The sequence below is a fragment of the Streptomyces sp. NPDC058231 genome (assembly GCF_042882275.1).
Lineage (GTDB): Bacteria > Actinomycetota > Actinomycetes > Streptomycetales > Streptomycetaceae > Streptomyces.
In genome coordinates, this window is sequence record NZ_JBHVWN010000046.1 from 1 (window position 1) to 25,359 (window position 25,359).

Annotated in this window: 27 protein-coding genes and 1 pseudogene; 11 read left to right on the forward strand and 17 right to left on the reverse strand. The window is 71.4% G+C overall.

All coding sequences use genetic code 11. The features are described from left to right. Positions 1 to 87 precede the first annotated feature (87 nt). The 4 genes from ACFVXE_RS26235 to ACFVXE_RS26250 all read right to left on the reverse strand — a co-directional run bounded on the left by ACFVXE_RS26235 (position 88) and on the right by ACFVXE_RS26250 (position 2,132). On the reverse strand, positions 88 to 495 hold the full coding sequence (locus ACFVXE_RS26235) for a DUF6507 family protein (RefSeq protein ID WP_389674658.1): 408 nt from the start codon (positions 493 to 495) through the stop codon (positions 88 to 90). Between the two features lie 47 nt (positions 496 to 542). Continuing rightward, positions 543 to 854 (reverse strand): pore-forming ESAT-6 family protein, encoded by a 312-nt coding sequence (locus tag ACFVXE_RS26240; protein ID WP_389674659.1) that lies wholly within the window; start codon positions 852 to 854, stop codon positions 543 to 545. Between the two features lie 24 nt (positions 855 to 878). Next, entirely contained in the window at positions 879 to 1,211 is a 333-nt protein-coding gene (locus ACFVXE_RS26245) for a hypothetical protein (RefSeq protein WP_389674661.1), read from the reverse strand. Positions 1,212 to 1,478: 267 nt separating this feature from the next. Next, positions 1,479 to 2,132: a rhomboid-like protein gene (locus tag ACFVXE_RS26250; RefSeq protein WP_389674663.1), complete on the reverse strand. Its 654-nt coding sequence runs from the start codon at positions 2,130 to 2,132 to the stop codon at positions 1,479 to 1,481. Positions 2,133 to 2,141: 9 nt separating this feature from the next. Between ACFVXE_RS26250 and ACFVXE_RS26255 the strand changes: the two genes are divergently transcribed. Further along, positions 2,142 to 3,083, forward strand: a complete 942-nt coding sequence (locus ACFVXE_RS26255; protein ID WP_389674664.1) for an aminoglycoside phosphotransferase family protein — start codon at positions 2,142 to 2,144, stop codon at positions 3,081 to 3,083. A 63-nt stretch (positions 3,084 to 3,146) separates the two neighbouring features. Continuing rightward, positions 3,147 to 3,620, forward strand: coding sequence for a GNAT family N-acetyltransferase (locus ACFVXE_RS26260; protein ID WP_389674666.1), 474 nt, complete (start codon positions 3,147 to 3,149; stop codon positions 3,618 to 3,620). A gap of 127 nt (positions 3,621 to 3,747) precedes the next feature. On the opposite strand, the gene ACFVXE_RS26265 is transcribed toward ACFVXE_RS26260, so the two are convergent. Further along, positions 3,748 to 4,959, reverse strand: coding sequence for an NAD(P)-binding protein (locus ACFVXE_RS26265; RefSeq protein ID WP_389674667.1), 1,212 nt, complete (start codon positions 4,957 to 4,959; stop codon positions 3,748 to 3,750). 109 nt (positions 4,960 to 5,068) lie between these two features. On the opposite strand from ACFVXE_RS26265, the gene ACFVXE_RS26270 reads away from it, so the two are divergent. Then, the gene (locus ACFVXE_RS26270) at positions 5,069 to 5,761 is read left to right on the forward strand and encodes a pentapeptide repeat-containing protein (RefSeq protein WP_389674669.1); all 693 of its coding nucleotides are present in this window, start codon (positions 5,069 to 5,071) and stop codon (positions 5,759 to 5,761) included. Between the two features lie 15 nt (positions 5,762 to 5,776). Here ACFVXE_RS26270 and ACFVXE_RS26275 read toward each other — a convergent pair whose 3' ends face one another. Together ACFVXE_RS26275 and ACFVXE_RS26280 are read right to left on the reverse strand one after the other, a co-directional pair. After that, positions 5,777 to 6,274: a hypothetical protein gene (locus ACFVXE_RS26275; RefSeq protein ID WP_389674670.1), complete on the reverse strand. Its 498-nt coding sequence runs from the start codon at positions 6,272 to 6,274 to the stop codon at positions 5,777 to 5,779. A gap of 97 nt (positions 6,275 to 6,371) precedes the next feature. Continuing rightward, positions 6,372 to 6,656 (reverse strand): annotated as a pseudogene (locus ACFVXE_RS26280) (response regulator transcription factor); the annotation flags it as partial. A gap of 5 nt (positions 6,657 to 6,661) precedes the next feature. Between ACFVXE_RS26280 and ACFVXE_RS26285 the strand changes: the two are divergent. Both ACFVXE_RS26285 and ACFVXE_RS26290 read left to right on the forward strand, forming a co-directional pair. After that, a complete protein-coding gene (locus ACFVXE_RS26285; RefSeq protein ID WP_389674757.1) occupies positions 6,662 to 6,889 on the forward strand; it encodes a hypothetical protein in 228 nt (75 codons plus the stop codon). 62 nt (positions 6,890 to 6,951) lie between these two features. Further along, positions 6,952 to 8,337: a M1 family metallopeptidase gene (locus ACFVXE_RS26290; RefSeq protein WP_389674751.1), complete on the forward strand. Its 1,386-nt coding sequence runs from the start codon at positions 6,952 to 6,954 to the stop codon at positions 8,335 to 8,337. Between the two features lie 29 nt (positions 8,338 to 8,366). Here ACFVXE_RS26290 and ACFVXE_RS26295 read toward each other — a convergent pair whose 3' ends face one another. The 3 genes from ACFVXE_RS26295 to ACFVXE_RS26305 form a co-directional block, all read right to left on the reverse strand. Continuing rightward, positions 8,367 to 9,923 carry a M4 family metallopeptidase gene (locus tag ACFVXE_RS26295; protein ID WP_389674672.1) on the reverse strand — a complete coding sequence of 519 codons (1,557 nt, stop codon included), beginning with the start codon at positions 9,921 to 9,923 and terminating at the stop codon, positions 8,367 to 8,369. 136 nt (positions 9,924 to 10,059) lie between these two features. Continuing rightward, on the reverse strand, positions 10,060 to 10,581 hold the full coding sequence (locus tag ACFVXE_RS26300; RefSeq protein WP_389674674.1) for a GNAT family N-acetyltransferase: 522 nt from the start codon (positions 10,579 to 10,581) through the stop codon (positions 10,060 to 10,062). Between the two features lie 249 nt (positions 10,582 to 10,830). Beyond that, on the reverse strand, positions 10,831 to 11,406 hold the full coding sequence (locus ACFVXE_RS26305; protein WP_030933124.1) for a TerD family protein: 576 nt from the start codon (positions 11,404 to 11,406) through the stop codon (positions 10,831 to 10,833). A gap of 193 nt (positions 11,407 to 11,599) precedes the next feature. Between ACFVXE_RS26305 and arfB the strand changes: the two genes are divergently transcribed. After that, positions 11,600 to 12,025, forward strand: a complete 426-nt coding sequence (gene arfB / locus ACFVXE_RS26310) for an alternative ribosome rescue aminoacyl-tRNA hydrolase ArfB (protein ID WP_389674676.1) — start codon at positions 11,600 to 11,602, stop codon at positions 12,023 to 12,025. Between the two features lie 43 nt (positions 12,026 to 12,068). Here the strand turns inward: arfB and ACFVXE_RS26315 are convergent, their stop codons facing one another. Next, a complete protein-coding gene (locus ACFVXE_RS26315) occupies positions 12,069 to 12,632 on the reverse strand; it encodes a flavin reductase family protein (RefSeq protein WP_389674678.1) in 564 nt (187 codons plus the stop codon). Positions 12,633 to 12,958: 326 nt separating this feature from the next. On the opposite strand from ACFVXE_RS26315, the gene cdgB reads away from it, so the two are divergent. Together cdgB and ACFVXE_RS26325 are read left to right on the forward strand one after the other, a co-directional pair. Then, on the forward strand, positions 12,959 to 14,611 hold the full coding sequence (gene cdgB, locus ACFVXE_RS26320) for a diguanylate cyclase CdgB (RefSeq protein ID WP_389674680.1): 1,653 nt from the start codon (positions 12,959 to 12,961) through the stop codon (positions 14,609 to 14,611). 163 nt (positions 14,612 to 14,774) lie between these two features. Next, positions 14,775 to 15,830 (forward strand): carbohydrate-binding protein, encoded by a 1,056-nt coding sequence (locus ACFVXE_RS26325; protein ID WP_389674681.1) that lies wholly within the window; start codon positions 14,775 to 14,777, stop codon positions 15,828 to 15,830. Between the two features lie 73 nt (positions 15,831 to 15,903). Here the strand turns inward: ACFVXE_RS26325 and ACFVXE_RS26330 are convergent, their stop codons facing one another. The 5 genes from ACFVXE_RS26330 to ACFVXE_RS26350 form a co-directional block, all read right to left on the reverse strand. Then, the gene (locus ACFVXE_RS26330) at positions 15,904 to 16,752 is read right to left on the reverse strand and encodes a ketose-bisphosphate aldolase (RefSeq protein ID WP_389674682.1); all 849 of its coding nucleotides are present in this window, start codon (positions 16,750 to 16,752) and stop codon (positions 15,904 to 15,906) included. Positions 16,753 to 16,813: 61 nt separating this feature from the next. After that, a complete protein-coding gene (locus ACFVXE_RS26335; RefSeq protein WP_389674684.1) occupies positions 16,814 to 17,740 on the reverse strand; it encodes a 1-phosphofructokinase family hexose kinase in 927 nt (308 codons plus the stop codon). A 167-nt stretch (positions 17,741 to 17,907) separates the two neighbouring features. Then, positions 17,908 to 19,062: an N-acetylglucosamine-6-phosphate deacetylase gene (gene nagA, locus ACFVXE_RS26340; protein WP_389674686.1), complete on the reverse strand. Its 1,155-nt coding sequence runs from the start codon at positions 19,060 to 19,062 to the stop codon at positions 17,908 to 17,910. Further along, on the reverse strand, positions 19,062 to 19,994 hold the full coding sequence (locus tag ACFVXE_RS26345; protein ID WP_389674687.1) for an ROK family protein: 933 nt from the start codon (positions 19,992 to 19,994) through the stop codon (positions 19,062 to 19,064). Before ACFVXE_RS26345 ends, nagA begins: the two co-directional genes overlap by 1 nt. Positions 19,995 to 20,092: 98 nt before the next feature. Beyond that, complete coding sequence (locus ACFVXE_RS26350) at positions 20,093 to 21,001, reverse strand: SIS domain-containing protein (RefSeq protein WP_389674689.1); 909 nt, start codon at positions 20,999 to 21,001, stop codon at positions 20,093 to 20,095. A gap of 350 nt (positions 21,002 to 21,351) precedes the next feature. Here ACFVXE_RS26350 and ACFVXE_RS26355 point away from each other — a divergent pair, with 350 nt between their 5' ends. The 3 genes from ACFVXE_RS26355 to otsB all read left to right on the forward strand — a co-directional run bounded on the left by ACFVXE_RS26355 (position 21,352) and on the right by otsB (position 23,925). After that, a complete protein-coding gene (locus tag ACFVXE_RS26355; RefSeq protein WP_389674691.1) occupies positions 21,352 to 22,596 on the forward strand; it encodes an extracellular solute-binding protein in 1,245 nt (414 codons plus the stop codon). Positions 22,597 to 22,646: 50 nt separating this feature from the next. Then, positions 22,647 to 22,928: a DUF3263 domain-containing protein gene (locus tag ACFVXE_RS26360; RefSeq protein WP_389674693.1), complete on the forward strand. Its 282-nt coding sequence runs from the start codon at positions 22,647 to 22,649 to the stop codon at positions 22,926 to 22,928. 142 nt (positions 22,929 to 23,070) lie between these two features. Then, positions 23,071 to 23,925: a trehalose-phosphatase gene (gene otsB / locus ACFVXE_RS26365; protein WP_389674695.1), complete on the forward strand. Its 855-nt coding sequence runs from the start codon at positions 23,071 to 23,073 to the stop codon at positions 23,923 to 23,925. Between the two features lies 1 nt (position 23,926). Here otsB and ACFVXE_RS26370 read toward each other — a convergent pair whose 3' ends face one another. Then, positions 23,927 to 25,321 carry a trehalose-6-phosphate synthase gene (locus tag ACFVXE_RS26370; RefSeq protein ID WP_389674697.1) on the reverse strand — a complete coding sequence of 465 codons (1,395 nt, stop codon included), beginning with the start codon at positions 25,319 to 25,321 and terminating at the stop codon, positions 23,927 to 23,929. Positions 25,322 to 25,359: the final 38 nt, after the last annotated feature.

Genomic DNA, 25,359 nt, shown 5'->3' on the forward strand with positions numbered 1-25,359 from the left:
TGTGACCCGCGTCCGCCTTCAGACCCGCGTAGTCCTTCTCCAACTGCTCCAGATCACCGGTGAACTGGGGTATCGCCTCAGGCTTGATCACTTGGTCTGCACCCCGGGCTTGGTGAGGTCGAGGTCGGGCACACCCAGTGCCTTGCGCTGCGACTCGGCGGCCATCTCCAGATCACCGTTCAGGTACGCGGTCGTCGCGTCCACCGCACCGGTGAGCGACTTCCCGGCCCGCGCCGCGATGAACTTCAGGTCGGACGTGGCGTGTTCGGCGTACTGCGACAGTGCCAGCGCGACGAGACCGCCCGTCGCCTTCTCACCGCCCTTGCCGCCACCGCCACCGTCCCCGCCGTCGGCGGAGACCGTGCCCGCACTCGTCGCCGCCGACGTCAGATGCTCGCCGAACGCCTTCGCGTGCGTCTCGATCTTGCCCGCCGTCTCACCCGTCGTCTTCAGCACGCCCTGAATGCCCTGCGGCTTCAGATCCCAGCCGGTCATGCGTTACCTCGTGTTCCCCGTTGCCACCTGGTGCCCGCCCGCCCAGGTCAGCCGATGTTGTCGACTGCTGCCTTCGCGCGCGTGATCGTGTGCTGCGCGGTGCCGTCGTTCTTCTCCAGCGTCGTCTTCAGCAGGTGGATGATGCTCTTGACCTCGTGCGAGGCCCGGTTCCACCGCATTTCCTTACCGTGGTACTCGTCCGCGACACCGTCCGCGGTGAAGTCCGCCATCGCGGCCTTGACCTGCCCGTCGCGTGCCGCGATCACTTCCTCCAGCTGCGCGATCACGATCTGGAGATTGCCCTGCGCATCCGCCGACGCACTCGTGTCGTACGCACGGCGGTCACTGTCACCAGCCATCACAAACCCCTGCCCGTCGAAAGGTCAGCGTCCGCCGAAGCGGGCCGCGTCGAAGTTGGCGGCGCCCATCTGCTGCCGCGCGTTGTCACCCTGCTCCTGGTCACCGGTGCCGAACGCCTTCTCCATGCCCGTCTGACCACCCAGCAGCGACGACAGCGAACCGTTCAGCGCCGCCGTGATCTCGTGCGAACGACCCTTGAACGAGTCGAACGCCACCCGCCCCGCACCGTTGAACTTGCCCTCCAACGGCGCTGCGGCGTCCACCAGCTGACGGATCAACGTGCCCAAGTCCGTACTCGAACCACGCGACTTCGACGCCAGATTCGACAGAACCTGCGCCCCCATGTCGAACTTCATATGCTTCCCCCTGCCGAACCAAGTGATCCCATAGGCCGCCATCCTTGCGAACCGTGGGCCGCCGGTGCAACCGAGAGGCGCCCTCGTGACCAAGGCATGACAGAACTGCCGGGGATCGAATGCGATCGAACTCGGACATCCTTGAACGATCTCTTCAGGGTCGTCACGCCGGCCGTTGGGCCGTGCCCCGCCGCGCCGCCGTAGAGGCGGTCGACGTCGCGTCCGCGCACGCCGCATCCGTGGGGCTTCTCCGCTCCGAGGGCCGGCTCATTCCGCCCTCCTTCGGGTCAGCGGGTAGCAGGCGAGACCGATGAGCGCGGCGGTCAGATGGCCGAGGTCGGTGAAGGTGCGGCCGGTGACCAGGGGGGTGCCGTACAGCGCGAGGACGGCGAGCAGGTACACGTACCGCCAGGGGCTGGGGACGCGGTACGTGAGGACGGCCACGACACCTGCGAGCGCGTAACTGACCCCGATGTCGAGGGCGTTGAACGATGACTGCGGTGCGTGCCCCCGCTGGACGGCCCAGGCCAGGACGCCTTCGCTGACGAGCGTGGCCAGGACGTGCGAGAGCGCCGCGACGCCGAACCAGCGCAGTGTGCCGAGCCAGCGTTCGACGGGGGCCTGGAAGACGGTGTAGAGGAACGCGTAAGGGAGCCAGTGGCCGCCCTCGATCCAGAACGCGCTGGAGATCAGGACCCGTACCGGGTCGCGCGAGAGTTCGTGGACGTTGGTCGAGCTCCGGCGCAGGAAGGCTTCCTCGAAAGCCGGGGACATCTGGTGCACGAGGACGGTGGTGACGAAGAGGATCGCCAGCCAGAGGTAGGTGCCGGGGGCGCTGCGGATCCAGGAGCGGACCGTGTGCAGGGTCCGCTCGGGGAGAGGGTGCGGGAACGTCGGCGGGGCCGGGCTGCTGGGGGGCATAACCGATTGATGCACGGTCCTACGATCGGGTGCGTGATTGACATTCCGGACGCGCTGATCGCCACCCAGTCCAAGTACAACGGCGAGGCCGGGCGCGCGTTCCTGGCCGCGTTGCCGGGGCTCGCGGACCGCTTCCTCGACGAGTGGCAGCTGCGGCGCGATGGGGAGGCGATGTACGGGGTGTGCGCGCTGGTGCTGCCCGTGGTGCGGGTACCGGACGGCCGGCGGGCGGCGCTGAAGCTCCAGGCGCAGGACGAGGAGACCGCGGGGGAGCCGGTCGCACTGCGCGCGTGGGGCGCGGCGGGAGCGGGAGCGGTGGAGCTGCTCGGCCACGACCCGGGGACCGGCACGATGCTGCTGGAGCGGCTGGACGAGCGGCGGCCGCTGTCGCAGGTGACGGACGAGCGGGCCGCGGTGGAGGTGCTCGCCGGACTGCTGGCCCGGCTGACGTCCGTACCGGCACCGGATGGTCTGCGACGGCTCGGGGACCTGACGGAGCTGATGCTGGGCGGGGTGGAGCAGACGGTGGCGGGGCTGGCGGACGCGGAGGAGCGGCGGCTGCTGGCGGACTGCGCGGCGGCGGTACGGGAGGTGGCGGCCGAGCCGGGGGACCGGCTGCTCCACTGGGATCTGCACTTCGACAACATCCTGGCCGGGCGGGCGGAGGAGGGCCGGGCGCACGAGTGGATCGCGCTCGACCCGAAGCCGCTCGCCGGGGACCCGGGGTTCGATCTGATGCCCGCCCTGTTCAACCGGTTCGACGCGTCGGCGGTGCGGTGGCGGTTCGATCTGATGACGGAGGCGTTGGGACTCGACCGTCAGCGGGCGCGCGCCTGGACGTTGGGGCGGGCGTTGCAGAACGGCATCTGGGCGGTGGCGGACGGGGGGTGCCGCCTGCTGCCGGAGCAGTCGGAGATCGCCCGTCGGCTGCTGGGCCGGGGCGAGAGCTGAGGGGGAGGGCGGAGCGGGGGAGCGTGGGCGGCTGCTCGGACCGACCGGTCTTAGGCTGCCCCCATGATTCGTACCGCTGTCCCTGCCGATGTCCCTGCCATCCACTCCATGGTCCGTGAGCTCGCCGAGTACGAGAAGGCGCTTCACGAGGCGAACGCCACCGAGGAGCAGTTGCGCGAGGCGCTGTTCGGCGAGCGGCCCGCCGCGTACGCGCACATCGCCGAGTCGGACGAGGACGGCGAGATCGTCGGCTTCGCGCTCTGGTTCCTGAACTTCTCGACGTGGCGCGGGGTGCACGGCATATACCTGGAGGACCTGTACGTACGCCCCGAGCGGCGCGGCGGCGGACACGGCAAGGCGCTGCTGACGGAGCTGGCGCGGATCTGTGTGGAGCGCGGGTACGAGCGCCTGGAGTGGTCGGTGCTGAACTGGAACGCCCCGTCCATCGCCTTCTACGAGTCGGTGGGCGCGCGGCCGCAGGGCGAGTGGACGGTGTACCGGCTGACGGACGGGGCGCTGGTGGAGCTCGGCGGCTGACCTCTGCCGGACAGTCCCTACGGCACGAGGGCGGCCTCGCCCACCGCGCCGTGCGTGTGCAGGGCGCGGTGGGCGGCGGCCGCTCCGGTGCGCGGCAGGGTTCCTCGGGGTGACCGGTCGCCGGGGTTCACCCTCCGGCCTCGGCCCCGTTCACGTCGAGCGTCTGACGGGCCGGTCGCGGTCGTCCGCCCGCTCCGAGCGCGAGCACGGCGGCCTCCATTCCACTGTTGAACGACACCTCGCTGAGCAGTCCGGGCGCCGCGACCTGGTCGCCCGCGAGGTAGATGCCGTTGCCGCGGTCGATGGCCGGGCGGTCCCGCCAGGTGGTGCCGGGGCGGTCGACCGCGCCCGTACGGCCGGTGGCGAGGGCCTCGCGGCGCCACTCGACGCGGTCGCGCCAGCCCGGGAAGCCGAGGTCGAGGAGGTCTTCGGCCCGGGCGATGCCGGCCGCCTTCGATTCGCCGGGGGCGACGGGAATCTGGCCCTGGACGAGCTGCCGGCCCGCCGGGGCGAGGGTGCGGTCCTGAGCGCTGAAGCGTTCCGTCCAGCCAGGGGCGTCGAGGTCGGAGACGACGAACGCGTCGCCGCGCCGGGTGCGCAGGGCCAGGTCGATCAGGGCGGTCCTGCCGCTCTCCCAGGTCAGCGTGGGGTCGCGGAGCAGGATGCGGGCGGCGTCGAGGGAGGTGGCGACGACGACCGGGCCGCTGCGGGCCAGGCGGTCGAGGGTGCCCGGGTCGATCCGGGTCGCCGTCTCGATCCGGACGCTCAGGTTCCAGGCGCGCGCGGCCATCCGGTCGATGATCTGAGCCCAGCCGCCGACCGGGTAGCGGGCCTCGGGCGGCAGCGCGGCGGCCCGGCGCAGCCGCTCCTGGACGAACGCGGCGGAGAGCGAACCGGGGTCGTGGTGGTACAGCGCGACAGCGGCGTAACGGGCGGCCGCGCGGGCACCCTCCTCGCCCACCTGGGCGGCGGCCCAGGAGTGGAAGTCGGCTTCGACTGGGGCGTGTTCGGCCCGGCGGCGGGCCAGCCGGAGGAGGGCGAGAGGCGGGGTCCTGCGCAGGGTGCCGCCCAGCCGGAAGTGGAACCTGCCGGCCTGAAGGAGCGGCACGGTGACGGCCGGGCCGAGGAGGTCGCGCTGCGCGAGCCAGGCCCAGTGCGGTCCGTGGCGGTAGAGGGCGTGGGGTCCGTCGTTGGTGCGGTACGGGCCTTCGGCGGTCCTGGCACGGCCGCCGAGGGTGTGGTGGGCCTCGTGGACGGTCACCAGGGCGCCCGACTCCGCGGCCGTGATCGCTGCGGTGAACCCTGCCAGGCCGCCGCCGATGATGTGGATGCGCTGCATGCGTATCGGTCCCCTCGGTCGAAGAAGGCGTCACAGAGTGGACGTATGCAAGCGCCGATGTGTGACATCGGCGCGGGGCGCTGTCAGTGGCGTGGGTCACGATGGGGGCATGGCACGTAACAGCAGGAGTGAGGGCGCGGGCGGAAAGGGCGGCGTCGCGGCGGCGCGGCGGCCGGAGGTGCGGTTGCCGCCGCTCGTTCCGTACGGCGGTGAGGGGCTGGAGCCGGACGGGGACTACGACGGTGTGCGGTTCGAGGGGACCGATCTCGCGGACGAGTCGGGTCCGGGAGCCCGGTTCATGGACTGTGCGTTGGAGGGATGCGCCCTCGACCGTACGGAGCTGATCAGGGCCCGCTTCATCGACTCGGTGCTGACGGGGGTACGGGGGGTCGGCACCGACCTGGCGGGGGCGTCGCTGCGCGATGTGGAGGTGGTGGACGCGCGGCTCGGCGGGGTGCAGTTGCACGGCGCGGTGCTGGAGCGGGTCCATGTGCGCGGCGGGAAGATCGACTATCTGAACCTGCGCAAGGCGCGGCTGAAGGACGTGGTCTTCGAGGGCTGCGTGCTCTCCGAACCGGACTTCGGGGACGCGCAGCTGGTGCGGGTGGAGTTCCGTGACTGTGTGCTGAAGCGGGCCGACTTCAGTGCCGTGCGGATGGAGTCGGTGGACCTGCGGACGGTCGCCGAGCTCGACATCGCGCGCGGGGTGGAGCGGCTGGCGGGGGCGGTGATCAGTCCGGCGCAGCTGATGGAGCTGGCCCCGGCGTTCGCGGCACAGATCGGGGTGCGGGTGGAGGCGTAGACCCGCGGGCCCGCGTCAGACCCGGGGGAAGCGGGCCTGGAGGTCCCAGACGACGGGGTTGTCGGCGAGGCCCTCGTGCATGTCGGCGAGGTCCGCGATCAGGTCGTGCAGGAAGTCGCGGGCCTCGCGGCGCAGGAGGGAGTGGCCGAAGGTCAACGGGGGCTCGTCGCCGGGCATCCAGTCGGCTTCGACATCGACCCAACCGAAGCGGCGCTCGAAGAGCATCCGGTCGGACGACTCGGTGAAGTCCAGCTCGGCGAACTGCCGCCGGTGCGAGCGGTTGCCGCGGGGGTCCTGGTCGATCTGCTCGACGATGTCGCACAGCGCCCAGGCGAAGTCGAGTACGGGAACCCATCCCCAGGCTGTGGATACTTCGCGGTCCGCCTTGGTGTCCGCGAGATAGACGTCCCCGGAGAACAGATCGTGCCGCAGGGCGTGGACGTCCGCGCGGCGGTAGTCGGTCTGCGGAGGATCGGGGAAGCGTCGGGAGAGGGAGTAGCCGATGTCGAGCACACTTCGATGGTGTCATGCCCGGGGCTGCGTCAACGCCGCAGCGGCCGGTCGCCCCCGTCACCCCGCTGCGCCCCGCCGGGACCGCGGGCGGCCCGGCTCACGGCAGCAGCCGCTGCTCCTTCGCCACGGACACGGCGCCCGCGCGGGTGTCGACGCCGAGTTTGTCGTAGATGCGGCCCAGGTGCGTCTTGACCGTGGCCTCGCTGATGAACAGGGCGCGGGCGATGTCCCGGTTGCCCAGGCCCCGGGACAACTGGCCCAGGATGTCGCGTTCGCGGTCCGTGAGCGTCGGCAGCGGGCTGCGCATGCGGGCCATGACCCGGCCGGCGACCGGTGCGGAGAGCGTGGTGCGGCCCTGGGCCGCCGAGCGGATCGCGGCGAAGTGCCATGTCGGCGAGCGCTTCCGCCCCGGCCGCCGCCGTCACGGCCGACACGGCGGACCGCAACCTCCAGCAGACCACCCATCTCGCGCATCAGGAGATCGTCGAACTGCTGCTGGCTGCGGGCGCGACCCCGGGTCTGCCGGACGGCGACGGGGTGACGGCGCTGGAACATGCGGAGCGGCGCGGGTTCGAGGAGATCGCGGCGCTGCTGCGGAACCGGGACCCGAGATGAGGATCCACCGATCCACCAAACGGACATTCGGCACATAGGATCACCGTGTGCGCCCCACCGCCCTGTTCCTGGCCTTCACCGCCACCGTCGCCGCCCTCACCACCGCGTGCGCCGGCGGGACCGGTGGCGTGGAGGGCACCCCCGGCGCCGCCGGGCTGCGTGACCCGTACTTCCCGAAGGCCGGCAACGGCGGGTACGACGTCACGCACTACGGCCTCACCCTCGACGTCGACCCGGCCGGCCGGCAGCTGCGCGGCACCGCCGTGATCACCGCGCGCGCCACCCAGGACCTCAGCGCGTTCAATCTCGATCTGGCCGGGATGACCGTGCGGTCCGCAGAGGTCGAGGGGCATCCGGCGGCCGTCAACCGGGCGGCCCATGAGCTGACCCTGCGCCCCGACGCCGAGGTCGAGAGCCGTCTCCACCGGGGCCGGACGTTCCGTACGGTCGTCCACTACTCGGGCCGCCCGCTGACCCTCACCGACCCGGACGGGTCGAAGGAGGGCTGGCTGCGGACCGCGGACGGTTCGGTCGCCCTCGGCGAGCCGGTCGGCGCGATGGCCTGGTTCCCCGGGAACAACCACCCCAGCGACAAGGCGTCGTACGACCTCACGGTCACCGTCCCCAAGGGCCTGACCGCCGTGTCCAACGGTGAGCTGACCGCCCGCAGCACCGCGGGCGCCACCACCACGTACCACTGGCACACCGCCGCGCCCATGGCGACCTATCTCGCGACGCTCGCCGTCGGGCGCTTCGACACGAAGACGTCGACCACCCCCGACGGCATCAAGGTGTTCACGGCCGTGGACCCGAAGTCGGCGGTGGCGAGCGCCCGGACCCTCGCCCGGATTCCCGAGATCGTGAAGTGGGAGGCCGCGCGCTTCGGCCCGTACCCGTTCTCCTCCACCGGAGCGATCGTCGACCGCACCCACGACGCCGGATATGCGCTGGAGACCCAGAACCGGCCGTTCTTCCCCGGACCGCCGGACGCCGGACTCCTCGTCCACGAGATGTCCCACCAGTGGTTCGGGGACTCCGTCACCCCCGGGAGCTGGCGGGACATGTGGCTCAACGAGGGCTTCGCGACGTACGCGGAGTGGCTGTGGGAGGCGGACAAGGAGGGTGTCCCCGTCCAGGAGAGCTTCGACCGGGCCTTCGGCGACGACGCCAACTGGGCCTTCCCGCCCGCCGACCCGCCGACGGCCGCGGACATCTCGAAGGCTCCGGTGTACGGGCACGGGGCGATGGTCGTCCACAAGATCCGGCAGGCCGTGGGCGACGACAAGCGGTTCTTCGCGCTCGTCGCGGGCTGGACGAAGGCGCATCGCCACGGCAACGCGTCGACGGCGGACTTCACCGCCTACACGGAGAAGGCGACGGGCCTGGACCTGACGGATCTGTGGGACACCTGGCTGTACGGCAGGAGCCGGCCCGCCACGGATGACTGACCGGCTCCGGCACACCGCAGGGGCGGCGGCTACTTCACGTTGACGCCCGACCAGGCGGCGTCCACGGCCGTGAGCTCCGCGCTGCCCGCGCCGTACAGGTCGGTCGCCGCCTTCTCGGTGGCCGTGCGTGCGGCCGCGTAGTCGGTGGACGAGGTCATGTACTCGGAGAGCGCCTTGTACCAGATCAGGACGGCCTTGTCCCGGCCGATGCCGGTGACGGTCGAGCCGTCGGCGGTCGGGGAGTCGTAGGCGACCCCGTTGATGGTCTTCGCACCGCTGCCCTCGGCCAGCAGGTAGAAGAAGTGGTTGGCGACGCCGGAGGAGTAGTGCACGTCGAGATCGCCGACACCGGCGCTCCAGTAGTCCGCCGAACCGCCGTCCTTGCTCGGCTTGTCCATGTAGCGCAGCGGCGTGCCGTCGCCGTTGATGTCGATCTTCTCGCCGATCAGGTAGTCGCCGACGTCGCTGCTGTTGTCGGCGAAGAACTCGACCGAGGTGCCGAGGATGTCGCTGGTCGCCTCGTTGAGTCCGCCCGACTCGCCGGCGTAGTCGAGGTTGGCGGTCGACGCGGTCAGGCCGTGGCTCATCTCGTGGCCCGCGACATCGAGGCCGGTGAGGGCGCTCTTGTTGTCGGCGCCGTCGCCGTACGTCATGCAGAAGCAGCTGTCGTCCCAGAACGCGTTGACGTACGCGTTGCCGTAGTGGACGCGGGAGTACGCGGCCTTGCCGTCGCCGGCGATACCGTCGCGGCCCAGCACGGACTTGTAGAAGTCCCAGGTCTTGGCGGCGCCGTAGTGGGCGTCGACCGCGGCGGTCTGCCGGTCGTTGCCGGTGCCGTCGCCCCAGGTGTCGTCGGCGTCGGTGACCAGGGCGCCGGTGCCGCTCTCGCCCTGGTTCAGGTCGTACGTCCTGTGGCCGCCGCGGTCGCCGTCGGTCAGCTCGAAGCCGGAACCGCTCGCCGTGGTCGAGAGGTCGACCTTGCCGCTGTACTGGCTGTTGCCGACGCCGGTCTCGATCGCCTCGTAGCTGTGCAGGGTCCTGCCGGTGGCGGCGTCCGTGATGATGTGGCGCCTGCTGGGCGTGCCGTCCTTCTGCACACCGGTCCGGACGGCTTCGAAGGCGAGGACGGGCTTGCCGCCGCCCGCCCAGATCACCTTGCGGGCGCCCGCGACCGTCTTCGCCGTGGCCTGGGTCGAGGGCACCGATATCCGGGCCCCGGTCGCCCGGGTGACGCTCCTGAGCTTCCCGCTTCCGGTGGTGTGGGTGACGAGGTCGCCGCCGAGGACCGGAAGCCCGGCGTAGGTGCGCTCGTAGCGGGTGTGGACGGTCCCGTCGGCATCCTTGATGACGTCGCGGGCGATCAGCTTCTCCCGGCTGCCGAGACCGAGCGCGTCGGCCGTCGAAGCGCTGTCCGTCTGGGCGGACTTGATGGCGGCGGCGCGCCCGGTCGCGCTGTTCGCGCCGATCGGGTTCTTCGCGGCGGTGCTCTGGGCGGCGTCGGCCGCACCGGTCTGCAGGGAGACGACGACCATCGCGGCCACGGCGGCCAGGGCTGCGGCGCGACGGGTGTTCATGTGGGGGGTCATGCGTTCTCCGTTGCTCGTTCCGTGGGGGGTTACGAGCGGAGAGCGTGCCACCGGATGAACGATTTTGACGGCGTGCCGACAATTGCCTCACATTCTTTTGACCACTTCTTGTCCGACTGGGATGCGTCGGTGTCCGTTATTCGGCGGACTCCAGCGGCTTGCGCAACACCGCGCAGGGGCGGCCCTGTTGGAGATCGCGCCGGTGGTCGATGACCTCGTAGCCGAGCGCGGTCCAGAAGGCGAGCGCCTCGGGGTTGTTCTCCAGGACGGCCAGCCGGATCCCGTCGCGCCCCGCCGCCCGGAACCGCTCCTCGACGGTTCGGGCCAGCCGCCTCCCGTATCCGGAGCGGTGCTGCCCCGCGTCGACCATGAGCAGCCCGATCCACGGATCGGGGTCGGCCGGATCCGGATGGTGCGCGAGGGTGATGGCCATGCCGACCAGCTGCCCCCGCGCGCGGGCGAGCAGCACCTCGGTGTCCGGGTCGGCCAGTTCACCGGCGAGTGAGGCGGCCACCTGCTCGGGCCGGATGGCGCCGGGGTCCGGGAAGTCGCCGCTGAGCCGTTGGTACGTCAGGTTGGACGAGTGGAGCGCGGTGATTTCGTGGAGCAGTGGCCCGGTGAGGGCGTCGGCCGCAGGCCGCAGCGGTTCGATGATCACGCCGCGCACCCTATGCGCGCTCCGTACGCCGTGGCGAGAGGGCTGCGTCGCGGACACCGGGGCGCGGACACACGGCGCTGCGAAGGCTGTTCCGCGGGCGCGGGGTCGCGGGGATCGGGCCGCCGATGCCGGGAGGCGCGGAGACCGGGCCCGTCCCCGCCGTCACGGGACACGCGGGAGCCCCCGGCCGGTGGTGCATTCGGCCGGGGGCTCTCCGGTGGTCCGGCCTTCAGGCCCCGGGGCGCTGCGTCAGAGGTTGACGCCGAAGTCCTGGGCGATGCCGCGCAGGCCCGAGGCGTAGCCCTGGCCCACGGCACGGAACTTCCACTCCGCGCCGTTGCGGTACAGCTCGCCGAAGACCATCGCGGTCTCGGTGGCGGCGTCCTCGCTCAGGTCGTAGCGGGCGATCTCGGTGCCGCCGGCCTGGTTGATGATGCGGATGAACGCGTTGCGCACCTGGCCGAAGTTCTGGCTGCGGGTCTCGGCGTCGTAGATGGAGACCGGGAAGACGATCTTGTCGACGTCGGCCGGCAGGCCCGCGAGGTTGACGTTGATCTGCTCGTCGTCACCCTCGCCCGCGCCCGTGACGTTGTCACCGGTGTGGACGATGGTCTGGTCCGGCGTCGACTTGTTGTTGAAGAAGACGAAGTGGCCGTCGGAGACGACCTTCCCTCCCGGGTTCACCGCGATCGCCGAGGCGTCGAGGTCGAAGTCGGTACCGGTGGTGGTGCGGACGTCCCAGCCGAGGCCGACCGTGACGGCGGTCAGGCCCGGGGCCTCCTTGGTGAGCGAGACGTTGCCGCCCTTGGACAGGCTTACTGCCATGGGAAGTCCCTTTCATCGTCGTGTGCGGGCTTCGTGCGCTCACGAAGCTACCGTCACCCGTCATAACGCAGGCGGAGGACCGGGAGGTTCCTGCTCTCTTTACTTTCTTTACCGGGCTTTCTTCACCGGACCGGCCGCCGGGCGTGGCAAAAGGAGGTGACGAACGGGCTGCCGGGCAGGGAACATGGGTGTCATGTCCGGGCCCTATGTCATCCGCGGTTCGGTCTCCCTGCCGGAGGCCGAGCTCATGTGGCGTTTCTCGCGGTCCTCCGGGCCCGGCGGTCAGCACGTCAACACCAGCGACTCCCAGGTGGAGCTCCGTTTCGACCTCGCGGCGACCGAGTCGCTCCCCGAGGTGTGGAAGGAACGGGCGCTCCAGCGGCTGGAGAGCAGGCTGGTGAGCGGCGTGGTCACCGTACGGGCGTCGGAGCACCGGTCCCAGTGGCGCAACCGCGAGACCGCCCTGGTCCGCCTCGCCTCGCTGCTGGCCGAGGCCACAGCGCCGCCCCCCAAGCCGCGCCGTAAGACCAGGATCCCGCGCGGGATCAACGAGCGGAGGCTGCGCGAGAAGAAGCAGCGCGGCGACACGAAACGCGGTCGCTCCGGCCGTGACTGGTAGCCGCGCGTGACGCCGGGCCGCTCCGGCCGCGGGTGATCACCGGTCAGCCCAGCTGCCGGTAGCGCCCCTGGAAGTACGTCAGCGGTCCGCCGTCGGCACTCGGCAGCGACGCGCTCACCACCCGCCCGATCACCAGAGTGTGGTCGCCCGCGGGCACCCGCTGCTCGGTCCGGCACTCCAGGGTGGCGAGGGCCCCGCCGACCAGCGGCGCGCCCGACACCTCTCCCCGTGCGCAAGGGATGTCCTCGAAGAGCAGCCGGTCGCTGATCCGGCCCTTCATCGCGAACCGCCCCGCGATGTGCCGCTGGCTCTCGCCGAGCACCGACACCGCCCACAGCGGCTGTTCGTCCAGCAGATCGTCCATCCGGGAGCCGTTGCGCAGGCTCACCAGGACCAGTGGCGGGTCCAGCGACACGGACATGAAGGCGGTCGCCGTCATGCCGACGTCCTCGCCCCGCCCGTGCTCGTCGAGCGGCGGTTCCTCCGCGGTGATCAGCACCACGCCTGCGGCCAGCCGGGAGAGGGCGGCGCGGAACTCCTCGTTGCTCACCCCCTCAGCATGGGGGATGGGCTCGGACCGGGGGGTGGGGGGCTTCGTCTGCAACACACCGGGCACGCTAGTGGCGGTCCGTACGTTGCCGCATCGGGCCAGGGGACCAGTCGGGTCCTAGGACTCCGGCCCCATGGGCCCGGACGGAGACGGCGCCGCGCGGTGCGGCGCAGCGTAGGACTGCGTTCAGGAAAAAGGACGGATCTGCTTCCGGGGGCAGTCGAAGCCTTCACCATCTGTTGTGACTTGAGTCACAGAGAGCAATATTTGTTGACCCTGTGTACCGGGTGCACAGCTCACTGTGATTCAGTGGCCGTGACACTGCGAACAAGTACGTCGATATGAAACCTGGAGTGCTGTCGAGGTCTCGGGGAGTGCGAGCAATGGAGGCCGAGTCGGAGCCGTACGTCCGTCTTGCGACGATGCGGCAGCTGCACCAGGCCGTCGCCGATCTCAATACGGCGCGGAGCCTGGCCGACACGCTGCAGACCGTGGCCGACGGAATCGTCGCCGGTCTCGGCTACGAGCTTGCCTGCGTCAATCTCGTCCGCCCCGACGGCGATCTCGTCGTCGCCGCGTTCGCCGGCAATTCCGCCGCCGAGTCCCTGATCACCGGCCGCGTCGGCTCCCGTGCCTCCTGGGAGCGCAGGCTCGCCATGGGTGAGGCCTGGGACGGGCTCTGCTTCATATCGCACACCGACGGCTGGGTCCTGCTCGACGACGACGTACCGCAGTGGCACACCGAGGGCCCCGAACCCCGCTTCGACGACGAGTGGCATCCGCAGGACCGGCTCTACGCCCCCATGTACGCGTCGGGCGGTGGGCTCGACCTGCTCGGCGTCATATCCGTCGACCGTCCGCGCAACGGCCGCCGGCCCGGCGCCTGGGGGCGCGAGGCGCTCCAGATGTACGCGTCGCAGGCAGCCATCGCGATCAGCAACGCCAGGCTCCGGGCCAACATGCAGCGCGCCCTGGTGCGGCTGGAACGTGAACAGCAGGCGCTGCGGGCCAGTGAGGAATCCTTCCGGCAGGCCTTCGAGTACGCCCCCAGCGGCATGGCGATAGCCGAGATGGGCGGCGACCAGCACGGCCGGCTGCTGCGCACCAACGACGCCCTGTGCCGGCTCCTGGGCCGCCCCGCCTCCGTCCTGCGCCGCCACTCCTTCGCCGACCTCGTACACCCCGAGGACATCGGCACCCTGCTGCGGACCTCCGCCGAGGGCGGCCGCGCCGAGCTGCGGCTCAGCCGCCGCGACGGCACCTACCTCTGGGTATCGCTGCGCAACTCCGTCGTGGCGGACACCGCCGACGGGCCGCGTTTCCTCCTCACCCATGTCGAGGACATAGAGGAGCGCAAGCGGCACGAGCTGCACCTCGCCCACCGTGCCTCGCACGACGCGCTGACCGGCCTGCCCAACAGCGCCGAGCTGCGCGCCCGGCTCGGCGCCCGGCTCTGTGAGCGCCCGCACGCGACCGCGACCACCGCCGTGGAGGCGCTCGACGCGGCCTACGGCGATGTCGAGGACAGGACGCACGCCTTCCGTGCCGACGGCTTCGAGGCGGACGCCGCGATGGGCGGTGGCCCGTACGACCACCACGTCCACGCCGTGGCGCCCGACAGCGAGCACGACGACGGCAGCAAGGGGCTCGCCGTCCTCTTCTGCGACCTCGACGGCTTCAAGTCCATCAATGACCGCTTCGGGCACCACACCGGCGACGCCGTGCTGATCGAGGTGGCCCGGCGGCTCACCACCTGTGTGCGCGACGGCGACACCGTCGCCCGGCTCGGGGGTGACGAATTCGTCGTGCTCGCGGACGGACTCGGCGCCGCGGACGCCGCGGACCTGGCCGTACGGCTGCGAAACGCCATCATTCCGCCCATTCGGGTGGACGGCCGCGCGGTGCGGGTCGGGGCGAGCTTCGGGATCGGCTGGGCCGGCTGCGGCATGACCGCGGAAGAGGTGCTGCGCTCCGCCGACCAGCGGATGTACGTGGAGAAGCGGTCCCGTTCGAAGGTTCACCGCAGGGCCGGCTGACGTTCACGGCAGGTCCTCTCCCGTACCCCACCCCGGTTCCGGAACGGCCCCCCGACGGCCGACGGCAATTCTTGGTGTGCTCCGTACGAGGTAGGCTCGGCCGGTCGGCGACGGCTGGCGATATTCGGCGACGGCTGGCGACATGGTGAGGAGTGACCCAGGGATGACGGCCGGGAACAACGGCGCAAGCACACCCGAGGACGACGATCCGTTCGGCTACCTGTACGAGGACGGACAGGCGTCCGGCGCCCAGCCGCCGAGGCAGGGCGGTTACGGCTACCCGGGTCCAGGCTCGCAGCCCGGCGTGCCCAGAACCTCGTACAACCAGGTGCGGACCGTCGGCGAGCGCCAGTACGGCCAGCAGGTGCCGCCGCAGCAGCCCTACGGCCAGCAGCAGCCTTACGGTCAGCAGCAGCCCTACGGTCAGCAGCAGGGGTACGGCCAGCAGCAGGGTTACGGGCAGCAGGCCCAGCAGCAGTACGGCCGCCCGAACGCGCAGTACGCCGCCCCCGAGACCTACCCCGGTGGTGCGCCCACCGCCCATGTCCCGGCGCAGGGCGGTCGCGGCCGTTCCGGCGGCCCCGGCAGCGGCGGCCCGAACACCAAGGGTCTGCTGATCGGCGCGATCGCCGTGGTCGCGGTGGTGCTGATCGGCATCGGGGTCGCGATGATCACGAACGACGGCAAGGACGGCAAGAAGGACGAGACCGCCTCGTCGGCGGGCGCAGCCGGTCAGGTCGACCAGTCCCCGAAGCCGGGGCAGTCCGAGAAGAGCTCCCAGGCCCCGGCGGAGCTGCCGAAGCAGGACGCGGCGACGCTGAAGCTGGGCGGCACGGCCACGCTCGACAACTCGGTCAAGGGTGCGAGGAGCGCCAATGGCCAGTACATCAACCTGAACGAGGTCGGCAGGTCCGCGACCTGGTCGGTCGAGGTGCCGTCGACCGGCGAGTACACGCTGTTCGTGACGTACGGCGTGCCCGGCAAGGACGCCAAGACGTCGCTCACGGTGAACGCCGAGGCCCCCCGCTCGATCAACATGAAGAACTTCGCGCACGCCCCGGACGGCGACCTGGAGAAGGGCTGGACGACGACGTACGCCTACGTCAACCTCAACAAGGGATCGAACACACTCATGATCTCCTGCCGCGAGGGCGACCAGTGCGACGCCAACCTGGACCAGCTGTCGCTGAAGGCCGGCCATTACACGGGCACGGGCTGAGCTCTCCCCGACGCAGACGCAGTCCGGCCCCACCACCCGAAGCGGGCGGTGGGGCCGTTCCGTAGGGGGCGCCTCAGCCCATCAGTGCCAGGAACCCGGCCACCGTGGCGGCCATCGCCTCGCGGCCCGGGACGAGGTACTTGCGCGGGTCGACGCCCGTCGGGTCCTCGGCCAGGTACGCCCGCACCGCACCGGTGAACGCCGTGTTCAGCGCCGTACCCACGTTGATCTTGCGCATGCCGGAGGCGACCGCCTGACGGATCTCCTCGTCCGGCACGCCGCTGGAACCGTGCAGCACCAGCGGGACCGGGACCGCGTCGCGCAGCCGGCCGATGAGGGCGTGGTCCAGGGCGGCGGTGCGTTCCGTCATCGCGTGCGAGGAGCCGACCGCGACGGCCAGCGCGTCCACACCCGTCGCCGCCACATAGGCGGCGGCCTCCGCCGGGTCCGTCCGGACGCCCGGGGCGTGCGCGTCGAGCGGCGCCTCGCCCTCCTTGCCGCCGACCTTGCCGAGCTCCGCCTCGATCCAGATGCCGCGCTCGTGCCCCCAGGCGACCGCGTCGGCCGTGGCCCGCACGTTCTCCTCGTAGCTCAGCTTCGAGGCGTCGAACATCACCGAGCCGAAGCCTTCCGCCTCCGCCTGGTGCAGCAGCTCCACGGACTCGACGTGGTCGAGGTGGAGAGCGAGCGGCGCGCCGGAGGCGCGGGCGACGGCGGCGGCCGCGGCGGCGACGGCGGAGAGCCGCCCGCCGTGGAACTTCACCGCGTTCTCGGAGATTTGCAGGATGGCGGGCGCTCCGGCGCGCTCCGCACCCGTGGCGATGGCCTCCGCGTGCTCCAGCGTGATGACGTTGAAGGCGGCGACTGAGCGGCCGTCGGCCTGGGCGGCCGAGACGAGTTCACCGGTGCTGACGAGCGGCATGCTGACCCCTGAGACTTCTGACGGTGCGGATGGTGCGTTGGTGCGGAAGGCCCTGCGGTGTTCAGACCGCCGGGGCCAGATCCTCGATGCCGACACGCGGCAGCAGTTCCTCGTATGCGGCGCGGTCGAACTCCCCGGCGGCCGGGGCCAGCACGGTCGCCGTCGACAGTGCCACCGCCCTGCGCAGCCGGTCCGGCCAGCCGAGCCCCTCGACGAGCCCGGAGAGCAGCCCGGCCACCGCGGAGTCGCCCGCCCCGGTCGGGTTGCCCGCGACCCGGTCGGGCGGTGCCGCCCGCCAGACACCCTCCGGCGTGACGGCGAGCATGCCGTCGGCGCCCAGCGAGGCGATGACGCCGGCCGCACCGCGGCGGCGGGCGTCGCGGGTGGCACGCAGCGGCTCGCGGCCGCCGGTGAGCTGGGCGAGCTCGTCGGCGTTCGGCTTGATCAGGTCGGGGCGGGCGGCTATGCCCCGGCGCAGTGGTTCGCCGCTGGTGTCGAGGAGCACGGGTACCTCTGCCGCGCGGGCCAGCCGGACCAGCTCGGCGTAGGCGCCGACGTGGATCCCGGGCGGCAGGCTGCCGCAGAGGGCGACCGCGTCCGCTTCGGCGAGGAGCTTTCCGTACGCGGTGAGGAAGGCGGCCCACTCGTCGGCGCTGACGAGTGGGCCGGGTTCGTTGAGCTGGGTGGTGTCGCCGGTGGACGCATCGACGACCGCGATGGTGCGCCGGGTGTTTCCGGAGACGGCGACGAGCGCGTCGTGCGGCGGGAGGTCCGCCAGGAGCTCGCGGAGGACGGCACCGGTGGAACCTCCGGCGAAGCCGGTGACCACCGCCTCGTGACCGAGTGCGGAGAGCACCCTGGCCACGTTGAGCCCCTTGCCGCCCGGGCGTTCGGAGACGTCGCCGACGCGGTGGCTGGTGTGCGGGACCAACGCCGGTACACCGTAGGTCAGGTCGAGCGCCGTGTTCAGCGTGACCGTGAGGATCACCTCGGCCACTCCTTCGATCCGTGCCGGAGCGCGGATCCCTTGCCAGAACGCGCTTTCCCTGCTGTTTACGAAGGGATCATGCCAAAGAGCGGGCGGTCGGCCCAGACCTCGGGGCCAACCGCTGTCTCTTCGTTACGTATTCGACCCGCTGTCAAGAATGGACAAAATCACCCGAGTTCGGGCTCAATTACCCATTCACCCTTGCGCATGACGCCCTTGAGTACGAAGTCCGCGTCCAGGACGACCAGGTCCGCGTCCTTGCCCGGGTCCAGCGAGCCGACCTTGTCGTACATGCCGAGCAGTCGCGCCGGGTTGGCGGAGATGGACTGCACGACGTCGGCGACCGGGATCCGGTCGACGGTCACGGCCCGGCGGAACGCGGTGTCCAGGGTGAGTGTGGACCCGGCGATCGAGCCGCCCTCGACCAGCCGGGCGACGCCGTCCAGGACCTCGACGGCGAGCGGGCCCAGCTGGTAGCGGCCGTCACCGAACCCGGCCGCGTCCATCGCGTCCGTGATCAGCGCGACGCGGCCGGCGCCCGCGTGGTGGTACGCCAGCTGCAGGGCCGCCGGATGCAGGTGCGTGCCGTCGTCGATCAGCTCGACGGTGATCCGCTCGTCCTCCAGGAGGGCGGCGATCGGGCCGGGCTCGCGGTGGGCGAGCGGCGGCATCGCGTTGAACAGGTGGGTGGCGACGGTGGCGCCCGCGTCGATGGCCTCGACGGTCTGCTCGTACGTCGCGTCGGTGTGCCCGATCGCGGCGATCACCCCGTGCTCGGCGAGCAGCCGGACCGAGTCGATGCCGCCCGGCAGTTCGGTGGCGAGCGTGACCATCTTCGCGGTGCCGCGCGCCGCGTCCATCAGCTTGCGGACCTCGGCCGGGTCCGGGTGACGCAGCAGCGCCTCGCTGTGCGCCCCCTTGCGGCACGGCGAGATGAACGGCCCCTCGAAGTGGATGCCGGCCAGGTCGCCCTGCTCGACCAGTTCGGACAGGACGCCGGCCCGGTGGGTGAGGAAGTCCATCTCGCCGGTGACGGTGGAGGCGACCACGGTGGTGGTGCCGTGCTCGCGGTGCGTGCGGACGCCCTTGAGGACCTCGTCCACGGTGCCGGAGGTGAAGGACGCGCCGCCGCCGCCGTGGTTGTGCAGGTCGACGAAGCCGGGGACGACCCAGTGGCCGCTCAGGTCGACGGTCCGGGCGTTCGCCCCCGCACTGCCGGCGATCCGGGCACCCTCGACGATCACCCGGCCGTTCTCGACGGTGCCGGTGGGGAGAACCACCCGGGCCCCTGCGAGAACCGTGCTGTCTGCGGGTCCGGCCATCAGGCGGATACCTCCGTGGAGAGAAGATCCCAGGCGAGCAGCCCTGCGCCCAGGCATCCGGCGGTGTCCCCGAGGGCCGCCGGGACGATGTGGGGCAGCTTCTGGAACGTGACGCGTTCCTCGACGGCCGCACGGAGTGGTGCGAACAACGTTTCCCCGGCCTCGGCGAGCCCGCCACCGATGATGAGCGTGCGGGGGTCCAGCAGGGTGAGTGCGGTGACCAGTCCGGCGGCGAGCGCCTCGACCGCGTCCTGCCAGACCCGTACGGCCGCGGGGTCGCCCGATTCGACGGCCTTCGCGCAGTCCGCGGCGTCGGCCTGCGGGTCGCCGGAGGCGGCGGCCCAGGCCCGGCTGACCGCGGAGGCGGACGCCAGGGTCTCCAGGCAGCCGCGCTGACCGCAGCCGCAGTCGGGCCCGTCCGGGCGGATCACGATGTGCCCGATCTCGCCCGCGTAACCGTGTGCGCCGGCCTCGATGGAGCCGGTGATGCCGATGGCTCCGGCGATTCCGGTGCCCAGCGGGATGAAGAGGAACCGGTCGGCGCCCTTGCCCGCGCCGATCCGGCCCTCGGCGAGGCCGCCGGTCCTGACGTCGTGGCCGAGCGCGACGGGTACGCCGCCGAGCCGCTTGCCGAGCAGTTCCCGCATCGGTACGTCACGCCAGCCCAGGTTCGCGGCGTAGACCGCGACCCCGTTCTCCGCGTCGACGATGCCGGGCACGGCGACACCGGCCGCGACGGCACTCTCGCCGAAGTGCTCCTCGCCGTGGGCGCGCAGGTCCGCGGCGAAGGCGAGGATCGATTCCACGACCGCGTCGGCCCCGCGCTCCCGGCCGGTCGGGCGGCGGGCCTCGTGCAGGAGGGTGCCGTCGGCCCCGACCAGTGCGGCCTTCATTCCGGTGCCGCCCACATCGAGGGCGATGACGTGTTTCACGGGAGACAGTTTCGCCCGAGGAACCCCAATAGGTCTAGTCCACTAGCGCCGTTTGTTGCGCATCCATACAAAAGGGTGGGCAAATCCTTCGGTCGTGCTCAGGGCGCCAGGATCACGCTGCGCGACAGATTGCGCGGGTGGTCCGGGTCGTACCCCTTCGACTCGGCGAGCACGACCGCCAGTCGCTGCACCCGGATCAGGTCGGCCATCGGGTCCGCCGTGGGACGGGCGACGAGGGTGCCGCCGGTCGCGGTGACCTCACCCGCGAGGCCGTCGGGCAGCGCGCCGAAGACCCAGGCGACGCGATGCGGTCCGGTGATCGCGACCGGCCCGTGGCGGTACTCCATCGCCGGGTACGACTCGGTCCAGGCGCCCGCCGCCTCGCGCATCTTGAGCCCGGCCTCCTGGGCCAGCCCGTACGTCCAGCCCCGCCCCAGGAACGTCCACTGCTCGGCCGTGACGACCGCCTCCGCCAGCGGCTCGGTGACCGCGAGCTCCGCGTCGACGGCCGCCTCGGCGACCGTCTTCACCCCGGCCGGGAGCGGACCCGCGGCCTCCAGCCCGGCCCGCAGGAAGGCCAGCGCGGTGGTGGCGAACCGGGTCTGGACGACCGACTCCTCGTCCGCCCAGTCCAGCACGGCGACGGTGTCGGCGGCGTCCATGACGGGCGTCTTCGGGTCGGCGGTCAGCGCGAGGGTGGCGACCTTGCCGCGCAGCTCGCCGAGGAGGCCGAGGACCTCGGTCGTCGTACCGGAGCGGGTGATGGCGACGACCCGGTCGTAACGACGTCCCGCGGGGAACTCCGAGGAGGCGAAAGCGTCCGTCTCGCCCTGCCCGGCCGCCTCGCGGAGCGCCGCGTAGGCGATCGCCATGAACCAGGAGGTGCCGCATCCGGTGACGGCCACCCGCTCGCCCGGCCGCGGCAGTCCGTCGAACGCGGCCCCCGCTTCCGCGGCACGCCGCCAGCAGCCGGGCTGGGTGGCGATCTCTGATGCGGTACGGGACATGCTCAACGGCTCCTCGGTGCGGGGACGGGAAACGGTGCGGCAGGAAACGGTGCGACGGGAAACACGGTGAAGACGGGAATCGGTGACGGCGGGGCGGCGGTGCCTGGACGGCGGTGGAAAGGTACGGACCATGAAATGCCCTGCGCCGAGATGTACTTAGCAGCCGCAGTCTCCTCCGGGCAATGGCGTAAGCGGTTAACCGGACACGGGTACGGCTACGTTGCAGAAGCGATACTTCTCTGGTGTAGACCTCCACTCACACCATGGGCGAAGATCGCAGCTCATCCGGACGGCCGGGTGTTCGCCTAATCACTGAGGACGGACTGGCTGTGCAGCGGCGCTACTTGGGAATGACCGCGGCAGCAGCCGCACTGGGCCTGACGGTGACGCTGTCGGGGTGCGGCACCGGCAGCGGCTCGGGAGACGTCACCCTGAAGCTGGTCGCGGCCGACTACGGAAACAGTGCCGCGAACAGCTCCGAGAAGTACTGGGACGCACTCGCCGCGGACTTCGAGAAGTCCCATCCCGGAATCAAGATCGACGTCAACGTCTATTCGTGGAAGGACGTCGACCGCAAGGTCGCCGAGATGGTGAAGAAGGGGCAGGCCCCGGATATCGCGCAGATCGGTGCCTATGCCGACTACGCCAAGGCCGGAAAGCTCTACTCCGCCGAGCAGTTGCTCTCCATACCCGTCGAGGCGAACTTCCTGCCCGCGATGGCCGACGCGGGCAAGGTCGACCGCACCCAGTACGGACTGCCGTTCGTCGCCAGCACCCGGCTGCTCTTCTACAACAAGAAGTTCTTCGGCCGGGCGGGCCTGGACGCCCCGCAGACCTGGTCGGACATCCGTGACGACGCGGCGGTGCTCAAGCAGCGCGGCGTCACCTACCCCTTCGCCCTGCCGCTCGGCCAGGAGGAGTCCCAGGCCGAGACCATGATGTGGCTGCTCAGTGGGGGCGGCGGCTACACCGACGACGTCGACTCGTACGACATCGACTCGCCCGAGAACATCGCGACGTTCAACTGGCTGAAGACGAACCTGGTCGACAAGGGGCTGGTCGGTCCGGTCGCGCCGGGGAAGCTCGACCGGGCGAAGGCGTTCGAAGCGTTCACGCACGGCCAGGTGGGCATGCTCAACGGCCATCCGACGCTGATGCAGGAGGCCGAGAAGAACGGTGTGAAGGTCGGGATGGTGCCGCTGCCCGGCATCGGCGGCCCGACCCAGGGGTCGATGGGGGTCGCGGACTGGGCCATGGGCTTCAAGCAGAACAACCACCGCGTGGAGATCGGCAAGTTCTTCGACTTCGTGTTCGAGGACAAGAACGTGATGGCCTTCGCCGACGAGTACGACCTGCTGCCGGTCACCGACAGCGCGTCCGTGAAGATGGAGACGGACTCCAAGCACAAGCCGCTGCGGAAGTTCCTGAAGGCGCTGCCGAACTCGGAGCTCTATCCGTTCGGCAAGACGTCCTGGGCCCGGACGAGCGAGCTGATCAAGGAGAAGATCGGCAAGGCCGTCGAGCCGGGCAGCAGCCCGGCCGACGTGCTCGGCGAGATCTCGCGCGGCGCGGCGGCGGCGGAGGACGCCGAGTAGCAGCCGGCAGCGGGGAGGCGGGTTCGGGGGCGGGCGATATGTTGGCTGATATGACCGCCCCCACCGATGGCCCCGACGAACCGGAGAGCCGTGCCGACCGCCCCGGCACCGGACTCTCCGAGCGGGAGCGCGCCGTGCTGGCCGTGGAACGGCGCTCGTGGGCCGGTCCGGGAGCGAAGGAGCGGGCGATCCGGGAAGGCCTGGGGATCTCGCCGACGCGCTACTACCAGCTGCTGAACGCGCTGCTGGACGACCGGCGGGCGCTGGAGGAGGACCCGGTGACGGTGAACCGTCTGAGACGGGTGCGGGAGGCCCGTCGGGGGCGGCGGTGACGGATCCGGCCCGGACGGCCCTCAGCCGCTGAGCGGCTCCCGGCGGAGAGCCGGTCACGGCACAGGGGGCGGGCGGCGGGGAACGACCCCGCTCCGGGGCGCACCCGTAGCCGGACCCCCGCACCCCCGATAGGCTCGCCCCATGGGAAGCAACCCGGCACACTCCCTCCCCGCTCCGACCACGCCGGCCGGCCGTGAGGGCCTCGCCGCTCTCCTCGCCCGCCCCGACCGCGCGGTCATCGCCCTCGATTTCGACGGCACCCTCGCCGACATCGTCCCTGACCCGGAGCAGGCCCGCGCCCACCCCGGCGCCGTCCCGGCCCTCGCCGCGCTCGCCCCGAAGGTCGCCTCCGTCGCCGTGATCACCGGCCGCCCGGCCGTCGTCGCGGTCCGGCAGGGCGGTTTCGCCGCGGTCCCCGGCCTGGACCACCTCGTCGTCCTCGGTCACTACGGCGCCGAGCGCTGGGACGCCGCCTCCGGTACCGTCCGCGCCCCCGCGGCGCATCCGGGCGTGGCCGCCACCCGCGCCGAACTTCCCGGTGTGCTCGACCGGTTCGACTCCTGGCACGGCACCTGGATCGAGGAGAAGGGGCAGGCGCTCGCCGTCCACACCCGCCGCGCCGCCGACCCGCAGGCCGCGTTCGACGCGCTGCGGGGCCCGCTCGGCGAGCTCGCCGCCCGGCACGGTCTGATCGTCGAACCGGGCCGCCTCGTGCTGGAGCTGCGCCCGCCCGGCATGGACAAGGGCGTGGCGCTCGCGGAGTACGTACGGGAGGTGGGTGCCGAGTCCGTCCTGTTCGCCGGCGACGACCTGGGCGACCTGGCCGCCTACAGCGCCGTGGAGAAGCTCCGCGCCGACGGCCCGGACGGCATCCCCGGGCTGCTGGTCTGCAGCGGCAGCACGGAGGTCCGCGAACTCGCCGAGCGCGCCGACCTGTTGCTGGCCGGCCCGGAAGCCGTCGTCGGCTTCCTCGCGGCGCTGGCCGAGCGCCTCTGACTCACTCCCGCAGCAGCGCCTGCAACTGGTCGAGGAACCACTGCTGCGGCGGCAGCGCCGTAGCCGCAGCGGCCAGCCGCTTCGAGCGTTCCGCCCGTTCCCCGTCCGGCAGCGTCAGCGCCTCGTGCAGTGCGGCCGCCGTCGCCGACACGTCGTACGGGTTGACCACGATGGCGTCGGCGCCCAGCTCCTCGTACGCCCCCGCCTCCCGTGACAGCACCAGCGCGCAGCCGGCGTCGGAGACCACCGGGACCTCCTTCGCGACCAGGTTCATGCCGTCGCGGATCGGATTGACGAGCGCCACGTCCGCCAGCCGGTACGCCCCCAGCGAGCGCGCGAAGTCGTCGTCCACATGGAGCAGGACGGGGGTCCAACCAGGTGTCCCGTAGCCGGAGTTGATCTCCTCCGCCAGTCGCTGCACCTCCGCCGTGTACTCCCGGTACACCGCGAGGTCCTGCCGCGACGGGTACGCGAACGCCACGTGCACCACCCGTTCGCGCCACTCGGGGTGCGTGTCCAGCAGTTCCCGGTACGCCAGCAGCCCGCGCACGATGTTCTTGGACAGTTCCGTACGGTCCACCCGCACGATCGTCCTCCGGCCGGTGCCGCCCACCTGCTCCCGCAGGATCTCCATCCGCTCGTCCACGTCGCTCTCGTGCGCCCGGCGGCGCAGGAAGTCCGCGTCCGCGCCCAGTCCGTGCACGCCGACGCGTGTCCGGCCGGTGCCGCCCAGGATCTCCGTGCAGCAGCCGATGAAGGCGTCCGCCCAGCGCCGGGTCAGGAACGCCGCCCGGTCCGCGCCGAGGATGCCGCGGAGCAGCTGTCCGGCGATGTCGTCCGGCAGCAGGCGGAAATAGTCGACCGGCGCCCACGGGGTGTGCGAGAAGTGGCCGATGCGCAGGTCGGGGCGGAGTTCGCGGAGCATGCCGGGGACCAGCGCCAGGTGGTAGTCCTGCACCAGGACGGCGGCGCCCTCGCCCGCCTCCTCGGCGAGGGCTTCGGCGAAAGCCCGGTTGTACGTCTCGAACGACGCCCACAGGCGCCGGAACTCCGCGTCGAAGACCGGCTCCAGCGGCGTCTGGTACAGCATGTGGTGGACGAACCAGAGCACCGAGTTCGCGATGCCGTTGTACGCGTCGGCGTGCACGTCGGCGTCGATGTCGAGCATGCGCACGCCCGGCTCGGCGATCCCGCGCCTGATCGCTTCCCGGTCCCCGTCGCCGAGCGCGGCGCAGACCCACAGCTTGTCGTCGACGGCGCTCAGACCGGAGACGAGTCCGCCGCCGCCGCGCCTGGCGTCGATCGAACCGTCCTCCCGCAGCGTGTACGAGACGGGGCCGCGGTTGGACGCCACGAGTACCTGGGCGGCAGAGGTGATCGCGTGCTCGGAGACCATGTTGCGGAATCTAGCCCGATCGCGAACCGCCCAAACGT